Annotated in this window: 24 protein-coding genes; 16 read left to right on the plus strand and 8 right to left on the minus strand. The window is 71.5% G+C overall.

All coding sequences use genetic code 11. The annotated features are described in order from the left end of the window. Window positions 1-133: 133 nt before the first annotated feature. Window positions 134-1,909, minus strand: coding sequence for an HNH endonuclease signature motif containing protein (locus I847_RS0119220; RefSeq protein ID WP_028050995.1), 1,776 nt, complete (start codon window positions 1,907-1,909; stop codon window positions 134-136). 416 nt (window positions 1,910-2,325) lie between these two features. Here I847_RS0119220 and I847_RS0119225 point away from each other — a divergent pair, with 416 nt between their 5' ends. The 12 genes from I847_RS0119225 to I847_RS0119290 all read left to right on the plus strand — a co-directional run bounded on the left by I847_RS0119225 (window position 2,326) and on the right by I847_RS0119290 (window position 14,292). Beyond that, window positions 2,326-3,672, plus strand: a complete 1,347-nt coding sequence (locus I847_RS0119225) for a nicotinate phosphoribosyltransferase (protein ID WP_196804612.1) — start codon at window positions 2,326-2,328, stop codon at window positions 3,670-3,672. Further along, window positions 3,669-4,343 carry an isochorismatase family protein gene (locus tag I847_RS0119230; RefSeq protein ID WP_028050997.1) on the plus strand — a complete coding sequence of 225 codons (675 nt, stop codon included), beginning with the start codon at window positions 3,669-3,671 and terminating at the stop codon, window positions 4,341-4,343. Before I847_RS0119225 ends, I847_RS0119230 begins: the two co-directional genes overlap by 4 nt. Then, window positions 4,340-4,534: a hypothetical protein gene (locus I847_RS0119235; RefSeq protein WP_028050998.1), complete on the plus strand. Its 195-nt coding sequence runs from the start codon at window positions 4,340-4,342 to the stop codon at window positions 4,532-4,534. The genes I847_RS0119230 and I847_RS0119235 overlap by 4 nt, the downstream gene beginning before the upstream one ends. Before the next feature lie 11 nt (window positions 4,535-4,545). Continuing rightward, entirely contained in the window at window positions 4,546-5,325 is a 780-nt protein-coding gene (locus I847_RS0119240) for an NUDIX domain-containing protein (RefSeq protein ID WP_034610926.1), read from the plus strand. After that, window positions 5,322-7,163, plus strand: coding sequence for an NAD+ synthase (locus I847_RS0119245; RefSeq protein WP_028051000.1), 1,842 nt, complete (start codon window positions 5,322-5,324; stop codon window positions 7,161-7,163). Before I847_RS0119240 ends, I847_RS0119245 begins: the two co-directional genes overlap by 4 nt. A gap of 27 nt (window positions 7,164-7,190) precedes the next feature. Next, window positions 7,191-7,859, plus strand: a complete 669-nt coding sequence (locus I847_RS0119250; protein WP_028051001.1) for an AIM24 family protein — start codon at window positions 7,191-7,193, stop codon at window positions 7,857-7,859. A 189-nt stretch (window positions 7,860-8,048) separates the two neighbouring features. Beyond that, entirely contained in the window at window positions 8,049-9,116 is a 1,068-nt protein-coding gene (locus tag I847_RS24920; protein ID WP_369751758.1) for a glycosyltransferase family 4 protein, read from the plus strand. Continuing rightward, the gene (locus I847_RS0119270) at window positions 9,113-11,254 is read left to right on the plus strand and encodes a glycogen debranching N-terminal domain-containing protein (protein WP_028051003.1); all 2,142 of its coding nucleotides are present in this window, start codon (window positions 9,113-9,115) and stop codon (window positions 11,252-11,254) included. The genes I847_RS24920 and I847_RS0119270 overlap by 4 nt, the downstream gene beginning before the upstream one ends. A gap of 69 nt (window positions 11,255-11,323) precedes the next feature. Then, window positions 11,324-11,806: a toxin-antitoxin system HicB family antitoxin gene (locus I847_RS0119275; protein WP_028051004.1), complete on the plus strand. Its 483-nt coding sequence runs from the start codon at window positions 11,324-11,326 to the stop codon at window positions 11,804-11,806. Between the two features lie 78 nt (window positions 11,807-11,884). After that, window positions 11,885-12,730: a DUF4097 family beta strand repeat-containing protein gene (locus tag I847_RS0119280; RefSeq protein WP_028051005.1), complete on the plus strand. Its 846-nt coding sequence runs from the start codon at window positions 11,885-11,887 to the stop codon at window positions 12,728-12,730. 21 nt (window positions 12,731-12,751) lie between these two features. Next, window positions 12,752-13,531 (plus strand): ABC transporter ATP-binding protein, encoded by a 780-nt coding sequence (locus I847_RS0119285; protein ID WP_028051006.1) that lies wholly within the window; start codon window positions 12,752-12,754, stop codon window positions 13,529-13,531. Next, window positions 13,528-14,292, plus strand: a complete 765-nt coding sequence (locus tag I847_RS0119290) for an ABC transporter permease (protein WP_028051007.1) — start codon at window positions 13,528-13,530, stop codon at window positions 14,290-14,292. Before I847_RS0119285 ends, I847_RS0119290 begins: the two co-directional genes overlap by 4 nt. Before the next feature lie 60 nt (window positions 14,293-14,352). Here I847_RS0119290 and I847_RS0119295 read toward each other — a convergent pair whose 3' ends face one another. The 4 genes from I847_RS0119295 to I847_RS0119310 all read right to left on the minus strand — a co-directional run bounded on the left by I847_RS0119295 (window position 14,353) and on the right by I847_RS0119310 (window position 20,059). Next, entirely contained in the window at window positions 14,353-16,686 is a 2,334-nt protein-coding gene (locus I847_RS0119295) for a transglutaminase domain-containing protein (protein ID WP_028051008.1), read from the minus strand. A gap of 130 nt (window positions 16,687-16,816) precedes the next feature. Next, window positions 16,817-18,451, minus strand: a complete 1,635-nt coding sequence (locus I847_RS24925; RefSeq protein WP_051275077.1) for an ABC transporter permease — start codon at window positions 18,449-18,451, stop codon at window positions 16,817-16,819. Continuing rightward, entirely contained in the window at window positions 18,448-19,371 is a 924-nt protein-coding gene (locus I847_RS0119305; RefSeq protein ID WP_028051009.1) for an ABC transporter ATP-binding protein, read from the minus strand. Before I847_RS0119305 ends, I847_RS24925 begins: the two co-directional genes overlap by 4 nt. 10 nt (window positions 19,372-19,381) lie before the next feature. Beyond that, on the minus strand, window positions 19,382-20,059 hold the full coding sequence (locus I847_RS0119310) for a TetR/AcrR family transcriptional regulator (protein WP_051275078.1): 678 nt from the start codon (window positions 20,057-20,059) through the stop codon (window positions 19,382-19,384). A 155-nt stretch (window positions 20,060-20,214) separates the two neighbouring features. Between I847_RS0119310 and I847_RS0119315 the strand changes: the two genes are divergently transcribed. The 4 genes from I847_RS0119315 to I847_RS0119330 all read left to right on the plus strand — a co-directional run bounded on the left by I847_RS0119315 (window position 20,215) and on the right by I847_RS0119330 (window position 22,679). Then, a complete protein-coding gene (locus tag I847_RS0119315; protein ID WP_028051011.1) occupies window positions 20,215-20,814 on the plus strand; it encodes a dihydrofolate reductase family protein in 600 nt (199 codons plus the stop codon). 28 nt (window positions 20,815-20,842) lie between these two features. Next, window positions 20,843-21,172, plus strand: coding sequence for a YciI family protein (locus I847_RS0119320; RefSeq protein ID WP_028051012.1), 330 nt, complete (start codon window positions 20,843-20,845; stop codon window positions 21,170-21,172). Continuing rightward, the gene (locus tag I847_RS0119325) at window positions 21,169-22,395 is read left to right on the plus strand and encodes an RNA polymerase sigma factor (protein WP_028051013.1); all 1,227 of its coding nucleotides are present in this window, start codon (window positions 21,169-21,171) and stop codon (window positions 22,393-22,395) included. The genes I847_RS0119320 and I847_RS0119325 overlap by 4 nt, the downstream gene beginning before the upstream one ends. Window positions 22,396-22,481: 86 nt before the next feature. Then, on the plus strand, window positions 22,482-22,679 hold the full coding sequence (locus I847_RS0119330) for a hypothetical protein (RefSeq protein WP_028051014.1): 198 nt from the start codon (window positions 22,482-22,484) through the stop codon (window positions 22,677-22,679). A 35-nt stretch (window positions 22,680-22,714) separates the two neighbouring features. Here the strand turns inward: I847_RS0119330 and I847_RS0119335 are convergent, their stop codons facing one another. The 3 genes from I847_RS0119335 to I847_RS0119345 all read right to left on the minus strand — a co-directional run bounded on the left by I847_RS0119335 (window position 22,715) and on the right by I847_RS0119345 (window position 24,765). Further along, a complete protein-coding gene (locus I847_RS0119335) occupies window positions 22,715-23,542 on the minus strand; it encodes a hypothetical protein (protein ID WP_155856231.1) in 828 nt (275 codons plus the stop codon). Between the two features lie 99 nt (window positions 23,543-23,641). Then, window positions 23,642-24,319, minus strand: a complete 678-nt coding sequence (locus I847_RS0119340) for a hypothetical protein (RefSeq protein ID WP_028051016.1) — start codon at window positions 24,317-24,319, stop codon at window positions 23,642-23,644. A 104-nt stretch (window positions 24,320-24,423) separates the two neighbouring features. Continuing rightward, window positions 24,424-24,765 carry a YciI family protein gene (locus I847_RS0119345; RefSeq protein ID WP_028051017.1) on the minus strand — a complete coding sequence of 114 codons (342 nt, stop codon included), beginning with the start codon at window positions 24,763-24,765 and terminating at the stop codon, window positions 24,424-24,426. Window positions 24,766-24,828 lie beyond the last annotated feature (63 nt).

Raw genomic sequence — 24,828 nt, forward strand, 5'->3', positions numbered from 1 at the left:
CGGGGACGGTACCGGCGCGCGGTGACCTGCTGCGCCGGGGACGGTACCGGCGCGCGGTGACCTGCGCCGCGGGCCGCAGGGGCGCCCGGACTAGGCCTCACCGGTCGGGCGCCGCTCCCGCCCCCGTCGCGTCTCATGCACGGCCTGAGGTGGCCGACTCTCGGTCACCCCAGTCCACCGATGGCCCCTCCGGCCTGTTGATCGTGCTGCCCGTGGGGTCGCGGAAGACGTAGCGCATCGGTCGGCCGCGGACTCCGGGTGTGCTCGGCGCAATGCCCCTCCCCGCGCGCTGTTCTCGCGACACCCAGCCAGGTGGTTGCGCGAGGCGCTGGACGGTGAGGTGGAGCTGATGGATGAGTCGGTGGTGGTGTGGGCAGACCAGTGCAGCGTTGGTCAGGGACGTGGGTCCGTGGTGCGCGTCCCACCAGCGCAGGTGGTGCATCTCGCAGCGCGATGCCGCCGTGGTGCAGCCGTTCCAGATGCACTGCTGGTCGCGTGCGATGGCGGCTCGTCGTTGCGCGGGCGTGAAGAGTCGTTTCGATCGTCCGACGTCCAGGGGCAGTCCCTCGGCTGACATGACGATGCGGGTGATGTCGCCGTCGCACAGGGCCCGGGCGAGCTCGGACATCGGCACGGGTGTGCCGTCCTCCAACGTTGCGGGGGGCACTTGACGCCAAGGGGCGACGCTGGACCAGGGCGGTGCGACCAGAGGCGCGACCCGGGGATCGGCGTCGAGCATGTGCTGATGGCGGAGCAGCTCGACGAAGGTCTCGGCCGGGACGAGAAGCGAGAGGTGCGCTCGGGCCGCCGTGCCGGGGGGCCGACCGGATGGATCATCACCGGCCAGGGCGGGACCCGCATCGCCGTCCGCGATGGTCGTTGATCGGCGGGCGCTCCCCACGCCCAGGTCCGCTCCCACGTCCGCGCCCGTACCCGCGGCGCGTATGCCCATGTCCGCGCCCGTACCCGCGCCGCCTATGCCCATGTCCGCGCCCGTACCCGCGGCGCGTATGCCCATGTCCGCGCCCGTACCCGCGCCGCCTATGCCCACGTCCGCGCCCGTACCCGCGCTGCCCGCGCCGACTCCCACGCCCATGCCGACCGCTGTGACTGACGGGCCCGTGCGGGGCGCGGAGGTCGTGCCGGCACAGGTGCGTTCGGCGAGCAAGGTCAGGGCGTCCGCGGAGGCTTGGCTCGCGGTGCGGTGGTCGTCGGCGTGCTGGTCCATCAGGTCCAGGGCGGTGCGCAGCGACTGGGCGGCGGTGGTGTCGAGGCGGCCTTTGATGAAGACGCCGTGGGGTTGGGTGGACAGGGTCAGGAAGCGTTCGCGGCGTTGTGCCTCGAATGCCACCTCCAGGGCAGCCGGATCTTGGGAGGCGACGTACTGGGCCAGGGACTTGGCGAAGTCCGGTGCGCTCAGGGATTGGGCGAGCTGCACCACCCGGTCCTGGGCGCCGGGAGCGCGTAGGGCGGCAGCAACTTCCGGGGCGGCGGTCGCCGCGACGCGGGCCAGAGTGTCCAGGTGACCGAGGGGCACGAGCCCGTCGCGTACGCCGGCGGCGACCGATGGCATGGAGACCAGGGCGTCGGCTTGGCGAACCTGGCGGGTGGCTTCGTGCGTACCGGTGCGGGTGGTTCGTCCCAGGGCGTTCTCGAAGGAGCGGTCCCCGGGTTGTTCGAGGTCCCCGGAGTCGCGTACCGCGACCAGCAGGTGCGCCCGCGCCTCGGCGAGCGCGGCCTCCGCACTTCGCACGCATACCAACGCCGCCGACCGCCGCGAGGCGCTCCAACTGGCGCAGGTGCGGGCGTCACGGGCGAGGGCGGCCGCGGCGTCGCGAACCTGCGCGGCGACGTCGACCGCCAATCCCGCAACCACGCCGACGATCGGGTCGGCTTCCACATCGAACATACGTTCGATACTAGGCCGAATCGCCGCTGCGGTCAACGACGAAAACGTGGCCTGACCTGGACAAACGTGGACGTCGAGCCGTCCACAGCCCCGCGCGGGGCGCGCGCCTGTGGACCAATCGGCCCGGGCGCCGCTTCCGCTGCGACGGCCCGGCCCGGCGCGACCCGGCGCGACCCGGCGCGACCCGGCGCGACCCGGACGGCCCGGCGCGACTCGGACTGCCCGGCGCCGCCCAGATCGCCCGGCACCCACGAGACTGCGGGCGGGATCCGGCCCGCCAGGCGCGAGCCCCGACCGCGTGCAGCGAGCTGGCCCGTGACGCAGGGCGATGACTGTGACCCGCATCACAGGCGCATTAGGGTCAACGTGACTCTAAATCGCTGACAGGGCTGCGTCCGGCGTGCATTATGGTCAACATGACCTTTACCGGAGCCGGAAGCACCGCACTGCTGACCGACCACTACGAGCTCACGATGCTGCGCGCCGCGCTCGCGGACGGCACGGCCCACCACCACGCGGTCTTCGAGGCGTTCGCTCGCCGGCTGCCCGAGGGTCGCCGCTACGGCGTGGTCGCCGGGCTGGGACGGGTGGTCGAGGCGATCCAGAACTTCCGCTTCACGACGGCACAGGTCGAATGGCTCCGCGAGCAGAGGATCGTCGACGACGTCACGGCCGACTACCTGACCAGCTACCGGTTCACCGGCCAGGTCGACGCCTACCGCGAGGGCGAGATCTACTTCCCGAACAGCCCGGTCCTGACCGTCACCGGCACGTTCGCCGAGTGCGTCGTCCTGGAGACCGTCGTCCTGTCGATCCTGAACCACGACTCGGCTATCGCCTCGGCCGCGGCCCGGATGGTCAGCGCGGCGAACGGCCGGACGCTGATGGAGATGGGCTCGCGGCGCACCGACGAGCGCGCCGCCGTAGCCGCGGCCCGGGCCGCCTACATCGTCGGCTTCGACGCGACCTCGAACCTCGAGGCCGGCTTCACCTACGGGGTCCCGACCCGCGGCACCGCGGCTCACGCGTTCACGCTCGCGCACACCGACGAGCAGGCCGCGTTCGTCTCGCAGGTCGCCTCGCTCGGAACGGGCACCACGCTCCTCGTCGACACGTTCGACACCACGGAGGGCCTGCACCACGCGGTCGCCGCCGCCGGGACCGGTCTCGGGGCCGTCCGCATCGACTCGGGCGACCTCGCCGTGGAGGCCTGGAAGGCGCGTGCGCTTCTCGACGAGCTGGGCGCGACCGCCACCAAGATCGCCGTGACCAGCGACCTCGACGAGCTCACGATCGCGGCCCTGCGTGACGCCCCGATCGACACCTACGGAGCGGGCACCAAGCTCGTCGGCGGATCGGGTCACCCGACCGCGGGCATGGTCTACAAGCTCGTCGCGATCGCGGACCAGCCCGGTGCCGACGCGCCCATGCGTCCGGTGGCCAAGAAGGCCGCCGGCAAGGGCAGCGCCGGCGGCCGCAAGGTCGCCTACCGCGGCCTCGACCACGCGGGCTTCGCGACGAAGGAGACCGTCGTCGTCCGTCACCTGCCCGGAGCGCCGGAGGCGGTCCTGGGGCGGGTGCTGCAGGTCGCCGTCATCCGTGACGGGGAGGTGGTCCACCACCCGACGCTCGCCGAGATCCGCGCGCATCATCGCGGCGCCAAGGCGGAGCTTCTCGAGCTCGACCTGGACCTCGCACCCGGCACACCACGCCTCGCGGCGGATCCCACAGCCCTCGCCAACCTGATCGGAGCGCAAGCATGAGCACCCAGGGAGCACGACGCGCACTGATCGTCGTCGACGTCCAGAACGACTTCTGCGAGGGGGGCGCCCTCGCAGTCGTCGGGGGAGCGGCCGTCGCGTCGGCCATCACGGACTACATCGCCGACACGACAGCCGGCACCACAGCCGGCACGACAGCCGGCACCACAGCCGGCACCACAGCCGACGCAGCCGCCGACGGCTACGGCGTCGTCGTCGCGACGCGTGACTGGCACGCACCCCTGCCGGACACGAACGACGGCCACTTCGCCGCCGACGGGAAGCCGGACTACGTCACCACGTGGCCCGTCCACTGCGTCGCGGGCACGGAGGGCGCCGAGTACCACCCGGACCTGCACCTGCCCGCCGGCACCGTCCACGTGGTCAAGGGTGAGTCGCGGCAGGACTACTCGGGGTTCTCCGGCCGGATCAGCGACGGCGCAGACGAGGACGGCCTCGCGGCCGCGCTCACCGCGCGCGGGGTCACCGAGGTCGACGTCGTCGGCCTCGCGACGGACCACTGCGTGAAGGCGACAGCGCTCGACGCGAGTGCGGCCGGCTTCCGTGTCCGCGTGCTCACGGACCTCACCGCAGCGGTCGCGGCTCCGACGGCGGTCGCCGCGTTGACCGACCTGGCGCGGGCGGGCGTCACCCTCGACCGGGCCGGCCGATGAACGTCCTCGAGCAGGACGGCATCCGCGACGGCGAGGCGATCCGGCCCCAGATGACCGGCTGGTTCGTCGAGGCGCTCGAGCGCACCGGACGCCCGTTCGTGCTGGTGGGCGGCACACGCGAGGAACGGGTCGCCGCGGCGACCGCGGAGGTCGACCGCCTGCTCGCGGGCGGTTGGGAGGCGCTGCGATGAGGGGCCCTGCGATGAAGAGCCCTGCCGGCTACGACGCTCGCGACTACCCGCCGTTCGCGGTGACCGTCGACCTCGCGATCTTCACGGTGCGCGACGGCGGCCTGAAGGTCCTGCTGATCGAGCGTGCCGACGACCCGCACCGCGGGGCGTGGGCGCTGCCCGGCGGGTTCGTCGAGATCGCCGAGGACATCGAGACCGCCGCGTGGCGGGAGCTGCACGAGGAGACGGGGATCGCCCGGTTCGACGGTCACCTCGAACAGCTCGCCACCTACGGCGCGCCCGGGCGTGACCCGCGCATGCGCGTCGTCTCGGTCGCGCACGTCGCGTTCGCGCCGAACCTGCCGGACCCGCAGGCGGGTTCCGACGCCCGCAACGCCCGGTGGTGGGACGTCGACGACCTCGACCTGCCGGGGATCGGGGAGCCGGTCGAAGGGGCACCCGCGCTCGCGTTCGACCACGCGGACATTCTCGCCGCGGCGGTCGACCGGGTCGCGGCGAAGATCGAGTACACGCCGCTGGCGACGGCGTTCTGCCCGCCGCAGTTCACGATCGGCGAGCTGCGCCACGTGTACGAGACGGTCTGGGGCACCCGCCTGGACCCGTCGAACTTCCGTCGCCAGGTGGTCGGGACGCTCGGGTTCGTGCGCCCCACCGAGCAGCCTGCGCGCCGCCAGCGCGGCCACAGCGGACGGCCCGCCGCGCTGTTCGAGGCCGACCCCACCAGCCCGCGCACCCTGACGCCGCCGATCATGCGACCGGCGGACGCCCGCGCCCTCAAGGAGCTCTCATGACCACCCTGCGCGTCCTGCTGGCGCAGCTGCCCGTCCGGGTCGGCGACATCGCCGGCAATGCCGACGCCGTCCGCGCCGCGATGGCCGACGGTTCGCGCCTCGCCGCGGACGTCGTGCTGACCCCGGAGATGGCGGTGACCGGCTACCCGTGCGAGGACCTGCTCGCCGAGCCCGCGTTCGTGGCCGCCGCCCAGGAGGCCGTGCGGGATCTCGCGTCCGACGCCGGCGGGACGGTCGCCGTCGTCGGGTCGCCGTGGAACGTCCTGCAGCTGCCGACGGCCGGCGGTGCGCGTGCGGGTGTGTGGGAGGTCGACGCCGCGCGCCGCACCCTGCGCAACGCGGCGATGGTCCTGCACCGGGGCGCGGTGGTCGCCGCCCACGCCAAGAGCCTGCTGCCCACCTACTCCGTGTTCGACGACGCCCGGCACTTCGGAGCGGGCGTCCGCGGGCAGTCGCTGTACCGGGTCCGAACGCCCGATGGTCCGGTCGTGTTCGCGATCCTGGTCTGCGAGGACGTCTGGGACGCGTCGCTGGTGCAGGAGGTCGCCGATGCCGGGGCGCAGGTCGTCCTCGTCGGCAATGCCTCGCCCTATCACGTGGGCAAGCCTGCCCTCCGGCTCGCGCAGGTGTCTGCTGCCGCTGCCGCGGCCGGTGTGCCGATCGCCTACGTGAACCTCACGGGCGGGCAGGACGAGCTGGTGTTCGACGGCGGGTCGCTGGTCGTCGACGCGGCCGGGTCGCTCGTGGCCCGGGCGGCCGCGTTCGAGGCTGCGTCGCTCGTCGTCGACATCGAGGTCGCGCCCACGCGGCCGGCGTCCGTGGACGTCGTCGACCTGGGCGCGACGCACCCGACCCGGCCCACCCTGCGCCCGGCGTTCGTCGCGGAACCGCTGCAGGCGGAGGAGGAGGTCTACACGGCCGTCGTCACGGGCTTCGGCGACTACTGCCGCCGCGTCGGCCTGCCGCGGGTGGTCCTCGGCCTCTCCGGAGGCATCGACTCGGCGCTCGCGGCCGTCATCGCGGTCGACGCGCTCGGCCCGGACGCCGTCTGGGGCATCGGGATGCCGGGCCCGTACAGCTCGGGCGGCTCGGTGGACGACGCCCGCGCGCTCGCGGCGAACCTCGGCATCCGTTTCGACGTCGTCCCGATCAAGGACGCGTACGAGGAGCGGCACGACGTCCTCGCCGGGCTCGTCGGAGCCGCGCCGAACCCCGTGGCCTGGGAGAACCTGCAGGCGCGGCTGCGCGGGACCACCCTCATGACCGTGGCCAACGCGACGAACGCCCTGGTGTGCACGACGGGGAACCGCTCGGAGTCGGCGGTCGGCTACTTCACGCTGTTCGGCGACTCGGTCGGGACGGCCCCCAATGCGCTGGGCGACCTGCTCAAGACGACGATCACCCTCCCCGACGGCACGCTGCTGCCGGGTGTCTACGGCCTGTCGCGCTGGCGCAACGACCGCGCGGTGCTGGACGGCGAGGTGCCGCCGATCCCCGAGGCGACCCTGACCAAGCCCGCGTCAGCCGAGCTCGCCCCCGACCAGCAGGACAGCGACTCCCTCCCGCCGTACGAGGTGCTCGACCCGCTGCTCGCGGCGTTCCTCGAGGAGCACCTCGACGCACCGGCCCTGGCCGCGCGGCTCGTCGACCTGGGCTGGAGCGCGTCCGATGCCGCGGCGACCGTCGACCGCGTGGTGGGGCTCGTCGACCGCAGCGAGTTCAAGCGTCGTCAGGTCCCGCTGCGCATCAAGGTGTCGCGGCTCGCGTTCGGTCGCGACCGCCGAATGCCGGTAGCGAACCACTGGTCCCACGCGACGGCGGTCGGAGCGCTCGTCTGACGGGACGAGAGCCGCCATGATCGAGGTATGCGGACCAGCCTGAGCGACCACACCGAGCGCACCACCGAGCCGGGAGCCTTCGCGCTGCAGAACGAGCGCATGCTCAAGGTCCAGCTCTCCGGCACCGAGGGGCACTTCCTGGCGAAGCAGGGCTCGATGGTCGCCTACCAGGGCGACGTCGACTTCGCCCACCAGGGCAGCGGCGGCATGGGCCGCATGCTCAAGAAGACGTTCACGGGCGAGGGGATGTCGCTGATGAAGGTCTCCGGCAGCGGGGACGTGTTCCTCGCGCAGGAGGCCGACGAGATCTTCCTGGTCCACCTCGAGGGGGAGTCGGTCACGGTCAACGGGGAGAACGTGCTCGCGTTCGAGGCGTCGCTCTCCTGGGACATCAAGCGCGTCGAGGGTGCGTCCAGCTTGTCCGGTGGCCTGTTCAACACCACGTTCAGCGGCACGGGCGCGCTCGCCGTCACCACCTACGGCACGCCTGTCGTGCTGCAGGTCGACCAGCCGACGTTCGTCGACATGCAGGCGGCGGTCCTCTGGTCGACGTCGCTGACGTCGTCGGTCCGGAAGACCGCGAAGGCGTCGGCCATGATCGGGCGCGGCTCGGGGGAGGCCTACCAGCTCGGGTTCTCCGGCCAGGGCATGGTCGTCGTGCAGGCGTCCGAGGGGCACATCCGCCCGAACACGTGAGGGACGGCGGCCCCAGGGGCCCCGAGCGCGGCTACCGTGCCTCCGTGTCGTCGGAGCGCGTCGCACGACGCGCGCAGGTCGGCCCCGGGACGTATTCTGGATGTCGTCGTCACGACGCGGCGCGTTCCACTCCACGAGGAGGGACTCGCCAGCGTGCGGATCGGAATCGTCGCTCCACCATGGGTCCCGGTGCCGCCCCCCGCCTACGGCGGGACGGAGGCCGTGATCGACCGGCTCGCGAGGGGACTCGTCGCGGCGGGGCACGAGGTCGTCCTGGCCGCTGCGGCCAACAGCACATGCCCCGTGCCGCGCGTCCCGGGCACCGTGTCCGCACCGGAAGACCGTCCCGCGACGGGCGATGCGGCCACCGAACTCGGGCACGTGGTCCTCAGCTACGCCGCCCTGAGCGACATGGACGTGATCCACGACCACACGCTCGCGGGGCCGTTGCTGGGCCGGCCGCCCGGTCGCCCACCGGTGGTGACGACGAACCACGGGCCGTTCGACGAGGCGCTGACACCGCTCTACCGAGCCATGCGAGGAGTGGCGATCGTCGCGATCTCGCACCACCAGGCCTCGACGGCACGCGGCGTCCCCATCGCCGCCGTCATCCATCACGGCCTGGACGTCGAGGAGGTCCCGGTCGGTGCCGGCGACGGCGGGTACGTGAGCTTCGTGGGCCGGATGTGCCCCGAGAAGGGCGCGCGTGAGGCGGCGCTGATCGCCCGGGAGGCGGGGATGCCCTTGAAGATGGCGGCCAAGCTGCGTGAGCCGCTGGAGCGCCAGTACTTCGAGCAGGAGGTCAAGCCGTTGCTGTCCCGGGACATCGAGTACCTGGGCGAGCTGGGCGAGAAGGAGAAGCTCGCGCTCGTCGGAGGCTCGGTGGCGCTCCTCGACCCCATGCAGTGGCCCGAGCCGTTCGGCCTCGTGATGATCGAGGCGCTGGCCTGCGGTACGCCGGTCATCGCGACTCCGGCCGGCGCCGCGCCGGAGATCGTGGACGACGGGGTGACCGGGTACCTGCGCCAGAGCAGTGCCGAGCTGGTCGCCGCGCTGAGCGCGGCCGGATCGCTCGACCGCTCGGGGTGCCGTTCGGCCGTCGAGCGCTTCTCGACGAAGCGGATGGTGCAGGCGCACGTCGAGCTGTACACCAAGGTGGTCGCCGCGCACGCGTCCGAGCCGGCGACGCTCGCGCCGTGGCCGGCGCCCGCACCCGCCAGGACCGCCGACCTCGTCGAACCCGTGGTCGCGCCGTGACCGCGGCGGCCGACACGACGCCGAACTCGGTCGGGGGACCCGGAGCGATCACCCTCTTCGAGGGCTCGTCGTTCTGCCTGTCCGGGATCGACGGCGACATCCATCCGCACAAGGCCCACGGGGTCTTCTTCGAGGACACACGCATCATCTCGGGCTGGCGTGTGCTGGTCGACGACCGACCACTCGAGGCGCTCGCGGCGATGACGCCTGAACCGTTCCGGGCGGTCTTCGTCGGCCGCAGCCCGCGGAACGGGCTCGACGACACCGAGCTGCTGGTCGAGCGGCAACGCCGCGTCGCGACCGGCCTGCGCGAGGACATCGTGGTCCACAACTACGGTCGCGCGCCGGTGACGTGCGAGCTGACGGTGCGCATCGCCGCGGACTTCGCGGACCTCTTCGAGGTCAAGGACGGTCGGATTCGGCGGGTCTGGGGCCACAGCGCCCACGTCGAGGACCACGAGCTGGTGCTGCAGGCCGAGTGGCACGGTCGACGCCGCGGCGTGGTCATCAGCTCCGACGGCGGGACGCCCGACGCGGGCGGCATCACCTTCCGCGCGACGGTGCCACCGCACGGGTCGTGGTCCGGCAACGTCATCGCCCACCCCGTCGTCGACGGTGTGCGCGCCGCCAGCAGCTTTCCCATGGGGGAGCCGCTCGACGAGTCGGTGCCCTCGCGGCGGTTCCGGGCCTGGCGCGACCAGAGCCCTGTCGTGAGCGTCGAGGACGCGTCGTTGCAGCGGATCCTGGAGCGCAGCCAGACGGATCTCGGAGCGCTGCGGCTCGTCGACCCGGTGCACCCTGAGCGCACGGCGGTCGCGGCGGGCGCGCCCTGGTTCATGGCGCTCTTCGGCCGTGACTCCTTGCTCTCGTCGTTCATGGCCCTGCCGGTCGACCAGTCGCTCGCCGTGGGGACCCTGCAGACGTTGGCCCACTACCAGGGGACGAAGGTCGACCCGGCGACCGAGGAGCAGCCGGGCAGGATCCTGCACGAGGTCCGGCTGGGGGTCGACACCGGCCTCGCGCTGGGCGGGGGCGGCGTGTACTACGGCACGGCGGACGCGACGCCGCTCTTCGTGTTCCTCGTCGGCGAGCTCTGCCGGTGGGGCGTCGCGCTCGACCAGCTGGATGCCCTGGTCCCCAGCGTCGACCGTGCGCTGGAGTGGATCACGGAGTACGGGGACCGAGACTCGGACGGCTTCGTCGAGTACGAGCGGCTGCACGACGGGGGGCTGACGAACCAGGGCTGGAAGGACTCGTGGGACGGGGTCTCGTTCGCCGACGGCACCCTGGCCGAGGCGCCGATCGCGCTCTGCGAGGTTCAGGGATACGTCTATGCCGCCTACGTGGCTCGCGCACTCCTTGCCGACCACCAGGGCGACGCCGAGCTCGCGCGGGAGTGGCGCCGCCGCGCCGCCGAGCTCAAGACGGAGTTCAACCGCGCGTTCTGGATGCCGGAGCGCGGCCAGTTCGCGCTCGCGCTGGACGGGCGAAAGCGGCAGGTGGACGCGGTCGCCTCCAACATCGGGCACTGCCTGTGGACCGGGATCGTCGACGACGACAAGGCCCGAGCCGTCGCCAACCACCTGCTCTCGCCCGAGATGTTCACCGGCTGGGGCGTCCGCACGCTGGCGTCAGACATGGGCGCCTACAACCCGGCGAGCTACCACAACGGGTCCGTCTGGCCGCACGACAACGCCCTGATCGCGGCCGGGCTCATGCGGTACGGGTTCGTCGAGCACGCGCAGCGCATCGCCGTCGGGTTGCTGGAGGCGGCCGACCGCTTCGGTGGGCGGCTGCCCGAACTCTTCTGCGGGTTCGACCGCGACCAGTACCCGGGTGGACCGGTGCCCTACCCGACCTCCTGCTCGCCGCAGGCCTGGGCGACGACGACGCCGTTCCTACTGCTGCGGACGCTCCTGCGATACGACCCGTGTCTGCCCCACGGCGCGGTCTGGCTGGCGCCCGCCCTGCCCGAGGGCTTCGGCCGTGTCCGCGCCCACCATGTCCCCCTCGGTGGCGCGCGGGTGCGTGTCGACATCGACTCCAACGACGACGCCGAGATCGCGGACCTGCCACCAGCGGTGACGGTGCACCAGGAGCCGCGCCCGCTGCGCCACGATCTCGAACCGAGCGCTTGACACCACTCTGGTCGAATCTGACACCACTATCCCTTGACGTGACACCACGGTGGTGTCAGTGTGGTGCACATGGACCTGGGACAGCACATCACCGACCTGCAGCGCCAGCTCGTCGAGGCCGCGGAGAACGGCACCGAGGAGACCCGCGTCGTCGCCGAACGGCTCGCCGCCGGTCTGGACGCCGCGACCCGTCTGGTGATGCTCGACGTCCTGTCGGCCGCACTCAGCGAGATCACGCGTGACCTCGCACCGGGTTCGGTCGAGCTGCGGCTGCGCGGCCGCGAGGTCGAGTTCGTCGTCGCGCAGGCGACCACGGAGGCGGAGGGCGACGAGCTCCAGAGCGTCGACCTCGACGACGTCAGCACCTCGCGCACCACGCTCCGCCTGCCCGACGCCCTGAAGGCCAAGGTCGACGAGGCAGCAGCGGCCGACGGCCTGTCGGTCAACACATGGCTGGTCCGTGCGGTCGCCGCCGCCCTCCAGCCGAAGCAACGACGATCGACGCAGCGCACGCTGCGCACCGGCGACAACTTCGCCGGCTGGGCCCGCTAAGACCCGCCCATAGCTCACCTTCCACAGCCCCTCGCACCCGTGGGGTCGACCCGGCACACCCAAAAACAGGAGCTCGTCATGCCCACGTACGCCACCACCACCCCGATCGACCTCGCGGTCAACCTGCAGGTCGGAGAGATCGAGGTCGTCGCCAGCGACCGCGCCGACACGGTCGTCACCGTCTCGCCCACCAACCCGGCCAAGGCCGTGGACCGCAAGGGTGCCGACGAGACCAAGGTCGACTTCGACGGCCAGCGGGTCACCGTGAAGGGTCCCCGGCCGCGGGTCAGCTGGATCGGCCCGACCGAGTCGGTGGACCTCAAGATCGAGCTGCCCACGGGCTCGCGGTTCACCGCCGAGATCGCGGTGGGCGCCGTGCGCACCGCCGGGCGGCTCGGTGCCACCCGCGTGAAGAGCTCGATGGGCTCCGTGGACGTCGACGCGTCCGAGGACCTGTGGCTGCGCGCCGGGCACGGCACCGTCACGGTCGGCACGGCCGACGGCGGCGCCGAGGTCACGGCCGACCACGGCCAGATCCGGATCGGCACGGTCACCGGCGACGCGGTCCTCAAGGCGTCGCACGGCAGCATCCAGATCGGCGAGTCCGGCGGTGACGTCGACGCCAGGCTCGCGTACGGCGACCTCGAGATCACCCGGGCGCACGGTTCGGTCGCGACGAAGACCTCGTACGGCAGCATCCGGCTGCACGAGGTGTCGAGCGGCTCCATCGCGGTCGAGAGCGGCTTCGGCCAGGTCGACATCGGCGTCCGGGACGGCGTGCCCGCGTGGCTCGACCTGTCCTCGAAGAGCGGGCACGTCCGCAACCAGCTGGACGACAACCGCGCCCCGAGCGACTCGGAGCAGTCCGTCGCCGTCCGCGCACGCACCCAGGCCGGTTCGATCACCATCCAGCGCGCGCGCTGACCACCCAGGAAGGACGCACCCATGACCACGACCGCACCTGCGATCCAGGTGACCAGCATCGAGAAGTCCTACGGCGACCTGCACGTCCTGCGCGGCGTGGACTTCGAGGTCACGACCGGCAGCATCTTCGCCCTGCTCGGCTCGAACGGAGCCGGGAAGACCACGATGGTGAAGATCCTGTCCACGCTCCTGCGCTCCGAGGCCGGCTCGGCCAGCGTGAACGGCTTCGACGTCGCTGCCGACCCGGTCCGAGTTCGGGAGTCCATTAGCCTGACCGGCCAGTTCGCGGCGGTCGACGAGATTCTCTCCGGTCGCGAGAACCTCGTCCTCGTCGCCAAGCTGCGCCACCTCGACGACCCCCGCGGGATCGCCGACGACCTGCTGGAACGCTTCCACCTCGTCGAGGCGGGCTCGCGACGGGTCTCGACCTACTCGGGAGGCATGCGCCGCCGCCTGGACATCGCGATGAGCCTCGTCGGGCAGCCGAAGGTGCTCTTCCTCGACGAGCCGACCACCGGCCTCGACCCGGAGGCGCGCAACGACGTGTGGCGCGTCATCCAGGAGCTCGCCACGAGCGGGACGACCGTCCTGCTCACCACGCAGTACCTCGACGAGGCCGAGCAGCTCGCGGACCGGATCGCCATCCTGCACGAGGGCCGGATCATCGCGAACGGCACCCTGGCCGAGCTCAAGACGCTCCTGCCGCCGGCGAAGGTCGAGTACGTCGAGAAGCAGCCCACGCTCGAGGAGATCTTCCTCGCCCTCGTCGGCACCAAGGACGTCAAGGAGGTCCAGTCATGAGCACCACCCACTTCTTCGGGGACACCGCCGACCTGACCGGCCGCTCCCTGCGGCACATCACGCGCAGCGTCGACACGATCATCACCACGGCGGTCACGCCGATCGCGATCATGGTGCTCTTCGTCTACGTGTTCGGCGGGGCCATCGACACCGGCACCGAGAACTACGTCGACTACCTGCTGCCGGGGATCCTGCTCATCGCGATCGCGTCGGGCATCGCCTACACGGCCGTCCGGCTGTTCACGGACCTCTCCAGCGGGATCTTCGAGCGGTTCCACTCCATGCCGATCGCCCGGTCGTCCGTGCTGTGGGCCCACGTCCTGACGTCGCTGGCCTCCAACGCCATCACCGTCGTCATCATCGTGCTGGTCGGCCTCGTCATGGGCTTCCGCACCTCGGCCGGGGTGCTCGCGTGGCTCGCCGTCGCCGGGATCCTCGCCCTGTTCACGCTGGCGCTCACGTGGGTCGCCGTCATCGCCGGCCTGTCGGCGAAGTCGGTGGACGGGGCCGCGGGGTTCTCCTACCCCCTGATCTTCCTGCCGTTCATCAGCTCGGCGTTCGTCCCGACCGAGACGATGCCCGCTCCCGTGCGGGCGTTCGCCGAGAACCAGCCGGTCACCTCGATCGTCGACGCCATCCAGAGCCTGTTCGCCGGGCAGCCCGTCGGCAGCGACATCTGGGTAGCCCTCGCCTGGTGCGTCGGCATCCTCGTCGTCGCGTACTGGTTCGCCATGCGGGTCTACCGGCGCAAGCTCAGCTGAGGGGAAACGCACCAGCCGGTCGGGAGCGCGCTCCCGACCGGCTGCTGTGCTGCTGCGTCCTCAGCCGGACGTGTAGTTCGCGAGCTGGGAGTCGACGACCCAGTTGGTGCCGGCCTTGTGGTCGGCGTCCATCTGGGCGTCGGTGAGGGACAGCCAGGTGCTGCCGCCCGACGTTTCGTTCCAGGTCACGTCAAGGTTCAGCCAGACGCCGTCCACCTCGGCTCGGCTCCATGCGTGGCCCAGGCCGTTGTAGCGGGCGACGCCCCTCACGACGACCGCCTTGATCCCTGCCTCGAAGGCCACGGTCTTGAACGCGCTCGCATACGACGCGCAGACCCCGGTGCCGTCCACGAGGACACCTTGAGGGCCGAACGCCCTCTCGAAGCCGTCCGCCTGCCCGTTGCTCACCAACCAGTGGCGGTACGCGTCGTAGTCGTAGGTCGTGTGGGCGACGAGCCAGTCGTTGATGGCCCGGACCTGATCCTTCTGCGACAGCCCCGGACCGATGCTCGCCGCGGCCTCCTTCGCCCTGTCGTGAAGTGCTGCCTGGTCGGCGTGGTAGGTCGCCTTGTCGGTGAAGCCCTCAGGCTGTCCGACGAGGACCCGGATCTCCTGGTTGTAGGACACCCCCCACGGACCCAGGAGGTACGGGTTCTGCGCCGTGACCTCGCCGAGCACGTCGTCGATGTCGAGGCCCGCGTTGCTGATCCGGCTGTCGGGTTCGAAGTAGTCCGCCAGCGAGATCTTGAAGTTCCCCGCGACGAAGTTCGCCGCGATGAAGGTGCTGAGGTCGGTCGTCCCGAAGACGGGGTACGGGACCTCGGGGGCGGCGCTCGAGGCCTTCTCGCCGGCGAGGGTGTCGGCCGTGATGTACGTGTAGGCGCTTCGCCCGCCGGTGTTGGCCTGCAGGCTCAGCGAACGCGCATTGGTCGCGGCGAGGCTCGCCTTGGCCGAGTCGAGGCTCTCGGCGGTGAACTCCACCCGCTGCTTCACCTTCGAGCCCAGCACCGTGTAGGTGGTCTCGTAGGTCCTGCCCAGCTTGTCCACCTCGTCGACGGCGTACTCCACGCTGGCCGTCGTGGTCGACCCGTCCGCCATGGTGACCGGGACCTGGTCGGGGAGCGCGCCGACGTCGCTGCCGCGCCCTGCCATCACCTCGGCGAGCGCGAACTCGGCGACCTTCCGCGGGAAGCCGGCGCTGATGTCCTGCTGGTTGATCAGTGCCACCGAGCTGGCGGCTCCGTCGGCGTCGAGGGCAACGACACCGAAGAGCGCGGGTTGCTCGAGGAACGGCCCGAAGGCAGCCCTGGCGGGGTCGCGCGCCTCGTCCTGCGAGTTGCCTTCATAGGTGACGAACGCGACGTTGGGGTCGTCCTCCCACTCTTCGGGGATGTCCGACGCCGAGATCTCCGACTTGTCGGTGGTGGCCAGGAAGTCGACGCCCGACCACTGCAGCCCGGTGGTCGTGACCTTGACGAGCGCGTACTTGGTCGCCCCGTCGAGCGCCGTCCAGCGGAAGACACCACCGCCGCCGGGCTGCGGCTCGTAGTTCGCGACCGGTGAACCGGACCCGGCCTCGGACGTGAAGACGCTCACGACCGGTTTGGCGAGCGCCGTGCCCTTCGCGTCCTTCTTGACCGCGACGTAGTACCTGTCGAACATGCCCCACTCGTTGTTCCGGTTGATGGTGAACTCGAAGCCCTCCTCGGCCTCGGTCCCGGCGTCGTTGTGCTTGCCGATGGTCCGGAAGGTCGGCTCGACGGTGACCTTTCCCGGGTACACGAAGACGTCCGCGTCGGGTGCGGGCACGGTGAGGGCAGCGTCCAGGTACACCTCGACGATGTCCTCCGCCGCCGTGTCGTCGTCGACCGGGAAGTCGATCTTGTAGACGAACTTCTGCTCGGGGTCGACGCCGACGTGGACCGCCGCGAATCCGCCGGTCGCGCTGGGTTGCGTCGACTCGAGCGTGATCAGGCCGAAGCCGAAGCTTCGTCCGATCTCCGGTACGAGGGGCGCCAGCACGGCGACGAAGAGGGACGCGACCGCGACGACGGCCACGCCGGCGACGCCCCACACCACCTTCTTCTTCGTCGACGACTTCTTCTTCGGTGTCGCGCCCGGTGCCGCGCCCGGTGCCGAGCCCGGTGCCGAGCCGGCGGTCCCGGGTGCGCTCGCCACCGGGCCGGTGCCGTCCCGACCGTCGGATGCCTGTGCAGGCGCAGCAGCGGCGGCCATCCCGCGCTGGATCTCCGCGACCAGCTGGTCCATGGTCCAACCGTGGGCGGCGCCGGCCTGCAGCCACGAGTCCTGCGCCGGGGCGGTCCAGCCCAGCTGCGCCGTCCATCGCCGGTACTCGTCCAGCTCGCCCTGGCTCCAGCCGTGTCCTACCGCCATCAGTGCCCCCGTCTCGATTTCGTCGGCTGATTGTGCGGCACGCGGCGGGGGAGTCGACGTGTCTGCTCAGTTTTCATGCGGACGCAGCAGTGCCGGTGGCCCCCGGCACGTACGGCCCCAGCGCGGGACGTCAGCCCGCCTGTATGTCCCTACGGGCGAATCGCTGCACCCCGGCCCAGACGAGAGCGACGGCGAGGAACGTCATGATGACCAGCGGTGTCCACGACATCGGCTCGAGCGGCAGGTACGGCACGGCCGAGAACGGCAGAGCATCGAGCAGCCACCGGGGCAGACCGAACACGTCGCCGAGCATCGCTGCGAACCACACAGCCGCGAGGACGCCCCACGTCAGCGGGACCGCAAGGCGGGGCAACCAGCCGAAGAGCGCCACGGCGACACCGACGAGGACCATGACGGCCGGCCAGTACGCCAAGGTCGCCCCTGCCATCGTCGCCGCCTGCGACGAGTCACCCACCACCGAGCCGTACACCGCGCCGAGCAGGCCGCCACCGACGAGCAGCAGCACGGCCGAGCCGACGGCGGGGATGAGCAGCCGCTGCACGGCCCACCGGGTCCGGGACACCGCTGCCGCGAGCTGCGGCTCGATGAGCCCGCTGGCCTCCTCGGTGCGCAGGGACACGGATTGCTGCGTCGCGAAGATCGCGGTGACCAGCGCGATCATCCCGGCCAGGAGCGCGAGCAGCGCCTGGACGCCGGAGCCGCGCAGCAGGTCGTCCGTGGCGCTGCCCGCATCGTCGAGCAGCGTGGTCATCGCGTCGACGACCGAGCCGAAGAGCAGGCTCGCCAGCATGACGGCGATCGACCAGCCGACGATCGGGCCACGCTGCAGGCGAAGGCCCAGCCCGAGCGGCGATGCGAGCCGTGCGGGTGCGTCGGCCGGACCCGGGCGGTCCGCGCGCAGGCCGGCACCGTGGTCACGCGTCGACTCGATCCGGGTGGCGACGGCCAGCAGGGCGCCGGCGAGCAGGAGGAGCAGCGCGAACGGCCACCACCGGTTGCCGGCGTACGGCTCCATCTTCTGGCCCCAGCCGATGGGCGAGGCCCAGGTCAGCACGCCGTTGCCGAGGTCGCCGATCATCCGCACGACGTAGAGGCCGATGATCACCGCCGACGCGAGCGCGTTGGCACCGCGCGAGGTGGAGGCCACCTGGCCGGCGACCGCGCCGACACCGAGCCCGAACAGGCCGACGCCGATCACCGAGGCCCCGATGACGAAGGACCCGGCCGCGCCGGTTCCCGCGGGGTCGAGCCCGTTGGCCACGGAGACGAGGGCGATCCCGAGCCCGACGGCGACGCAGAGCAGCCCGTCGACCAGCCACGACGCGGCCGAGTACGCGTGCATGCCCAGCATCCGCGAGCGGAGCAGCTCGGTGCGGCCCACCTCCTCGTCGGCCCGCCCGTTGCGCGTGACGAGGAAGGCGACCCCGATGGCCAGGGACAGGGCGATCGTCATCCAGCCCTTGGTCCACACCGCTCCGCCGAGCGTGTCGGCCGCCGGGGACAGCCCGGTCAGAGCCTTGATGCCGGGCGTGTTGGAGAGCGCGGCGAAGTCGTCGAGCGACTTCTGCGTCGGGAACAGCGTCCTGTAGTACGACGCGATGTAGGCGAACATCCCGACGAGCACGATCACCCACACGGCGAGCCGGACACGGTTGCGGCGCAGGACGAACCGCACCATCGAGCCCATCCCGGCCAGCGTGGCCGTCGCCTGCCGGGGTACGGCCGGGGCGTGGAGTGCAGTCACTTCAGGCTCCCGCCGGACAGCGCCGCCAGCTCGTCGCCGTAGTGCCGCAGGAAGAGGGCCTCGAGCGAGGGCGGGTTGGCCTCGAGCGAGCGTGGGCCCAGGGCGGCGACGGCCGAGAGCACCCGGGGCAGCTCGGCGTCGTCGACGGCGAACGTGACCCGGCCGTCGACGACCGTCAGGTCGTGCACACCGGGAAGGGTCGCGAGCCCGTCGACCCCGCCCGCGAGCACGGTGCTGACCTGGGTGCGCGTCAGGTGACGCAGCTCGGCGATCGTGCCCGACTCGACCGTCACGCCGTCGCGGATGATCGTCACGGTGTCGGCGAGCTTCTCGACCTCGGAGAAGATGTGGCTGGACAGCAGCACGGACTTCCCGGCGGCCTTCACCTCGCGGATCGACTCGGTGAACGCGGCCTCCATGAGCGGGTCGAGCCCACTGGTGGGCTCGTCGAGGATCAGCAGCTCCGCGTCGGAGGCCAGCGCCGCCACGAGGGCGACCTTCTGCCGGTTGCCCTTCGAGTAGGTCCTGGCCTTCTTGGTCGGGTCGAGCTCGAACCTGTCCAGCATCGCCTTCTTGCGCACCGGGTCGAGCGGGCCGGACAGGCGGCACAGGATGTCGATCGCCTCGCCGCCGGTCAGGTTCGGCCAGAGCGTGACGTCTCCGGGGACGTAGGCGAGCCGCCGGTGCAGCGCGACCGCGTCCGTCCACGGGTCGCCGCCGAGCAGTTCCGCGCGTCCCCCGTCGGATCGGAGCAGCCCCAGCAGGATGCGGATCGTCGTGGTCTTCCCCGACCCGTTGGGGCCGAGGAAGCCCGTCACGCGGCCGGTGGGGACTGCGAGGTCGAGTCCCCGCAGTGCGTGGACGGTCCCGAAGCTCTTCTCGAGGCCTTCGACCTGCAGGGCCATGGCAGTGCTGGACATGAGTCTTCCTTCAGGGGTGTTCGGCCGGTGGGGCGTGCTGCAGGTCGCCGACGAAGACGAGGTAGTCGTCCAGCATCCGACGCGTGGTGAGGAAGCCCTCCGTGAAGAGCTCGAGCGTCGGGAGGATCTGGTCGCGCCCGCCGGCCTGGGCGGACCGGACGAACTCCTCCGGCGTGGCCCCCGGCGAGGTGAGGAACTGGATGAGCAGCGCGCCCATCGTCTGGTAGGTCAGGTAGCGCAGGCGCGCTTCCTCGTCGCGAGACGGGCGCACGACCCCCGTCTCGACACCGCGCCGCATCACCTCGCGGGCGCCGTCGATGAGGTGCTCGAGGAACTCCCGCGCGGGTTGTCCGCCCGCGTGGATCGCGCGCAGCAGGTAGACGACCAGGGGCGCGGCGGCGCTCGGTCCGGTCAGGTTCTGCACGAGGTACGCGCTCGGGTCGGCCAGGCTGTCGGTCTTCAGCTCCTGGTAGTGGCGCAGCACCTCGGCGTCGCACTCGGCGCGCAGCGCGGTCTTGGACCCGAAGTGGTGCGTGATCAGCCCGGGGGAGACGCCGGCCCGGGCGGCGATGGTCCGAAACGTTGCGTCGAAGCCCTCGTCGGCGAAGCACGCGATCGCCGCGTCGCGGATCCTCGCGCGCGCCGTCAGATCGGACGCGGCAGTGTGTGCTGACGTGGCTATACGCACAACCAGCACGCTATACGCGTGACCAGTGCGCGGCAAGGTGGCGGCTGGTGCGCTCTCCGCATGGCGCGCGCGGTCTCGGCGGGTGTCGAATCAGCACGGCGCCGTTCGTAGCAAGGGGGACAGGGCGAGAGGCGCCCTTCGAAGGGACCGCGATCATGAAGCTGATCACCAACACCCAGATCACCGTCGACGGCGTGATGCAGGCGAACGGTGGCAACAACCCGGTGCTCGACCCGGGTTTCGACCGCGGGGGGTGGGCGATGCCGCTGGGCGACGAGGAGTCGACCGCCTACATCGGCGACTTCTACCGACGCGCGGACTCGTTCCTCTTCGGCCGGCGCACCTACGAGGCGTTCGCCGAGTTCTGGGGAGTGCGGACCGACCTCGACAACCCGTTCGTCGGCGCCCTGAACACGCGCCCGAAGTTCGTCGCCTCGACCACCCTCACCGACCCCACCTGGGCAGGCACGACCGTGCTCTCCGGCGACCTCGAGGCGGCAGTCCGTGCGCTGAAGGCCAAGCCGGGTGGCGAGCTGCAGGTGCACGGGAGCGGCCGGCTCGTCCGCTGGTTGCTGGAGCACGAGCTCGTCGACGAGGTGACCTTGATCGTCTGCCCCGTCGTCGTCGGACGGGGCACGCGGCTCTTTCCTGACGAGGGCCCGGACATCGCGCTCGACCTCGTCGAGTGGCGCCGCTTCCCGACGGGCATCGCGGTCCAGACCTACCGACCCGCCGGACGCCCGCAGTACGCGTAGCACGATGTCCCCGAGCAGGAGGTGTCAGATGCAGTACCTGGTTTCGGTCATCGACGACAGGACCAACTCCGGAACCCCGGACGAGGCGCTGGCGATCGACGAGTTCAACGACCGCCTCCGCGCGGGCGGCCACTGGGTGTTCGCGGGCGGGCTCGCCGCACCGGAGACGTCGACCGTCATCGACGGCCGAGGGGAGGAGCCGGTGTTCACGGATGGCCCCTTCGTCGAGTCGAAGGAGCACATGGCCGGATTCTGGATTATCGACGCCCCCGACCTCGACGTCGCGCTCGCGCTCATGGCCGACGGGTCGAAGGCCTGCAACCGGCGGCTCGAGGTGCGACCTCTGCTGGCCGGGTGACCGCTCTGGACGCGATCACCCGAGCCCACCGCGACGAGTGGGCTCGGGTCGTGGCGTCGCTCGCCAGACGCTTCGGCGACCTCGACATCGCCGAGGAGGCCGCCGCCGAGGCGTTCGCCACCGCCGTCGAACGATGGCCCGCCGACGGTGTCCCGCCGAACCCCGGCGGATGGCTGACCACGACCGCGAACCGCAAGGCGATCGACCGCATCCGCCGCGAGAACAAGCGTGACGACAAGCACCGGGAGGCTCTCGTGCTCTCCGTCGTCGACCCGCCCCCGCCGGTAAGCGCCATCGACGACGACCGCCTCCGGCTGATCTTCACCTGCTGCCACCCGGCCCTCGCGATGGAGGCTCGCGTGGCGCTGACGCTGCGCATGGTCGGGGGCCTGACCGTGCCGGAGATCGCCCGCGGCTTCCTCGTGCAGGAGACGACGATGGGACAGCGGATCACCCGCGCGAAGGGCAAGATCGCCGCGGCACGCATTCCCTACCGGGTGCCGTCCGCACGAGATCTTCCGGCGCGCGTCACCGGCGTCCTGGCGGTCCTTTTCCTCGTCTTCAACGAGGGCTACCTCGCCACCGGCCCCGACACCGGCCCGTTGCGACCCGACCTGACAGCCGAGGCGATCCGGCTGACGCGCCTGATCCGCGCGCTGCTCCCGCACGACGGCGAGGTGGCCGGCCTGTTGGCGTTGATGCTCCTCACCGAGGCCCGGCGTCCCGCGCGCGTCTCGGCGGACGGCTCGCTCGTCCCGCTCGCCTCCCAGGACCGTGCGTCCTGGGACGGTTCGCTGATCGACGAAGGTCACCGGCTGGTGCGCGAACGCCTGTCCTCCGGGGCCGCCCCCGGCCGCTACCAGCTGCTCGCGGCGATCAACGCGGTGCACACGGACGCGCGCGACGCCGACGACACCGACTGGTCGCAGGTCGTGGCCCTCTACGACCAGATGGTTCGCCTCGATCCCTCCCCGGTCGTCGCGCTCAACCGGGCCGTCGCCGTCGCGGAGGTCGAGGGAGCATCCACCGGGCTCGATCTTCTCGACGAGCTCGGTGACGGGCTCGACGGCTATCACGCCCTCCACGCCACCCGCGCGGAGCTGCTGCGGCGACTCGGGCGCCGAGCGGAGTCGCGCGCGGCCTACGACCGGGCCATCGCGCTCGCGGGAAACACCGCCGAGACCGCCTACCTGTCACGTCGTCGCGACGAGCTCGGCGACTGACGGCGTTGCGGCGACGGCGCCGCGGATCTGCGCCCGTGCGAGCATGGCCCGAAGGTCTGTGCCCGACGTCGTCCCAGGAGGTGCCCGTGCGGAAGGTTGCCGGCATCGTCCTGGGGCTCGTGCTCGTGCTGTGCGGGGCGGTGTTCACGCTGCAGGGACTCGGCTACCTCGCGGGAAGCGCGATGACCGGCGTGACCCTGTGGGCGGTCCTCGGTCCGATCATCGTCGTCGCCGGGCTGTTCGTGCTCGTGCGGTCCCTCCGGAGCGGCACCGAGCGGCCGTGATCGGGCCCTGACGCGGGTTCGAGCGCGGGAAGGGCTCAGCGCAGATCGGCTGGACGCGCCGGGTCTGTCCGTCGACGACGGGCCCGACCCCGTGCCGCGTACGCGGCCCCGGCGAGCAGCGCGGCAGCCACGGTCAGCTCCAGGGCGACGACGGAGGCGCCCGACGGGACGGGGATCGACCCGGACATCCCCCCGACCGCATCGGGAGGCAGGTTCTGACCCTTCTGCGCGGCCGCGACGTCGGCGGCCTGGTGTGCCTTGAGCTTCCGGAACGTCGGCGCGTCGATCGACGTGCCTCCCACGAGGGTGGCGGCTGCCGGATTCAACGGGGACAGGGTCCGCCGATCGCCGCTGATCGCGTACTCCTCGCCGAACCGTCCGTCGGTCATGACGACCGAGTCGGCCGGCAGGGCGTCGATCGCCCGGAGCGACTCCCGGGTCCACCCGCCGACACCCCCCGTCGTCCCGTCGTTGGCGACCTCGACCATCGAGAACGGCGTCCCGTCCTCGAGCTCGACGGCGATCCACATCAGACCGACGTCGAGGGAGAAGTCCTCGTCCGTGAACTCCGACGCCTGCGACTCCTGCGAGGTCGGCTCCCAGTAGTAGTAGTACGACCGCGGGCTCCCGAACGACGCCGAGCTCTTCAGTGCGTCCCTCGTCCGGACGTCGACGTCGCCCTTCTCGTCGCTCGCGCCGAGCCTGATCGCGTCCTTGAACGCGGTACCGCCCGGCCGCAGCGATTCCAGCACGGCCGCCGGGGGAGTCGGGCCGGCGTCAGACGCCATCGCCGCCGACGGCATCAGGATGACCACCGCAGAGGCGGCAGCGATACCCACCGACGACACGAGACGCACTGACATCGTCGACGACCCCTGACTTCCGCTGTGCAGGCTCCGGACCTGCATTCTGGCACGGCGCCCGTCGACGCGGGCCCGAACGCGGCGCCCCGATGAGGTGAATCATCCGGCCGCGCGGCGGTCGAGATCTCCCGGGGGATGCCGCCGCGCCCGGCGGCGCAGGAACCGTGGCGACATGTGCAGCGCGCCGTTGACGCCGGCCGCCGCCATCACAGCGCACGCGAGGGTGAGGAAGATGCCCCCCTTGACGGAGACGGTGGCAGCGAGCGCCACCCCTCCGATCGTCAGCAGCGTGAAGCCTGCTGCGAACGCCCCATAGAGCCACGCTCCAGAGGCGGCGAGGCGTGCGTACGTGCTCATGCCCGGTACGAGGTCGTCGAACCTGCCGCGAAGGTCCGGCCAGTCGGTCACCGTGCGCTCCACGTAGGGCACGCCGATCTGCTCGGCGAACCGACGCACGTCCTCGGGCGGGTAACACGGACGCATGGTGCCGCCCGCCACGACGCCGGACGGGATGCCGGTCCCGACCAAGGGGCCGCCGGCTGACTGGAAGGCGTAGTGGTCGATCGTCATCGACATGATCGCCATGCCACTCAGCCGGTACGGCAGCTCGCCACGGACGCGCACCACACGGGCGACCTCGCCCTGTCCTGGCCCGGTCTGTGCACTCCAGCTCGTCGATCGGCTGGTCGGAGCTGCCAGGTAGCTCACCCGCCGGTCGACCGGATCCCACGTCAGAGCCGAGCCGGTCTCGTCGCGCGTGCCGAAACGAGGGGCCACTGCCTCGAGCCTGACGGTCAACGCTCTTCCCTCATCTCGTCGAGCGGGCGACCGCACCGGTCGTGCGGCTGCACCGGGTGTCCGGCTCAGGCCTCCTCGGGGACCTACCTGATGACCCGGACCTCCTGCGGCCAGCCACACCCCTCGGCGACCCTGCCGGCCCACATCTTCGCCGACTCCAGGTCGGGCACGTCGATGACGGTGATCCCACCCAGGTACTCGGTGGTCTCGGTGTAGGGACCGTCGGAGATCGACACGGTCCCGCTCGTCGCGTCGGCGCTGAACGCGTCGGCCAGGTCCTCCTCGAGCCCGCCGGCGAAGACCAGCACCCCGGCCGCCTCCATGTCACGGACGACCGCCGTGCTGGGCTCCACGCGCGTCTGGAACCACTCGGCCGAGTGGTCCCCGACCCACTGCTGGTTGAAGTAGATGGCGTACTGCGTCATGTCGCTCCTCCTGTGCGCCGGCCTCCGGTGTCCCGTCACCACTCTGACGGACGAGCATCGCCG

It is taken from the genome of Cellulomonas sp. URHD0024, from assembly GCF_000426185.1.
Classification (GTDB): Bacteria; Actinomycetota; Actinomycetes; order Actinomycetales; family Cellulomonadaceae; genus Cellulomonas.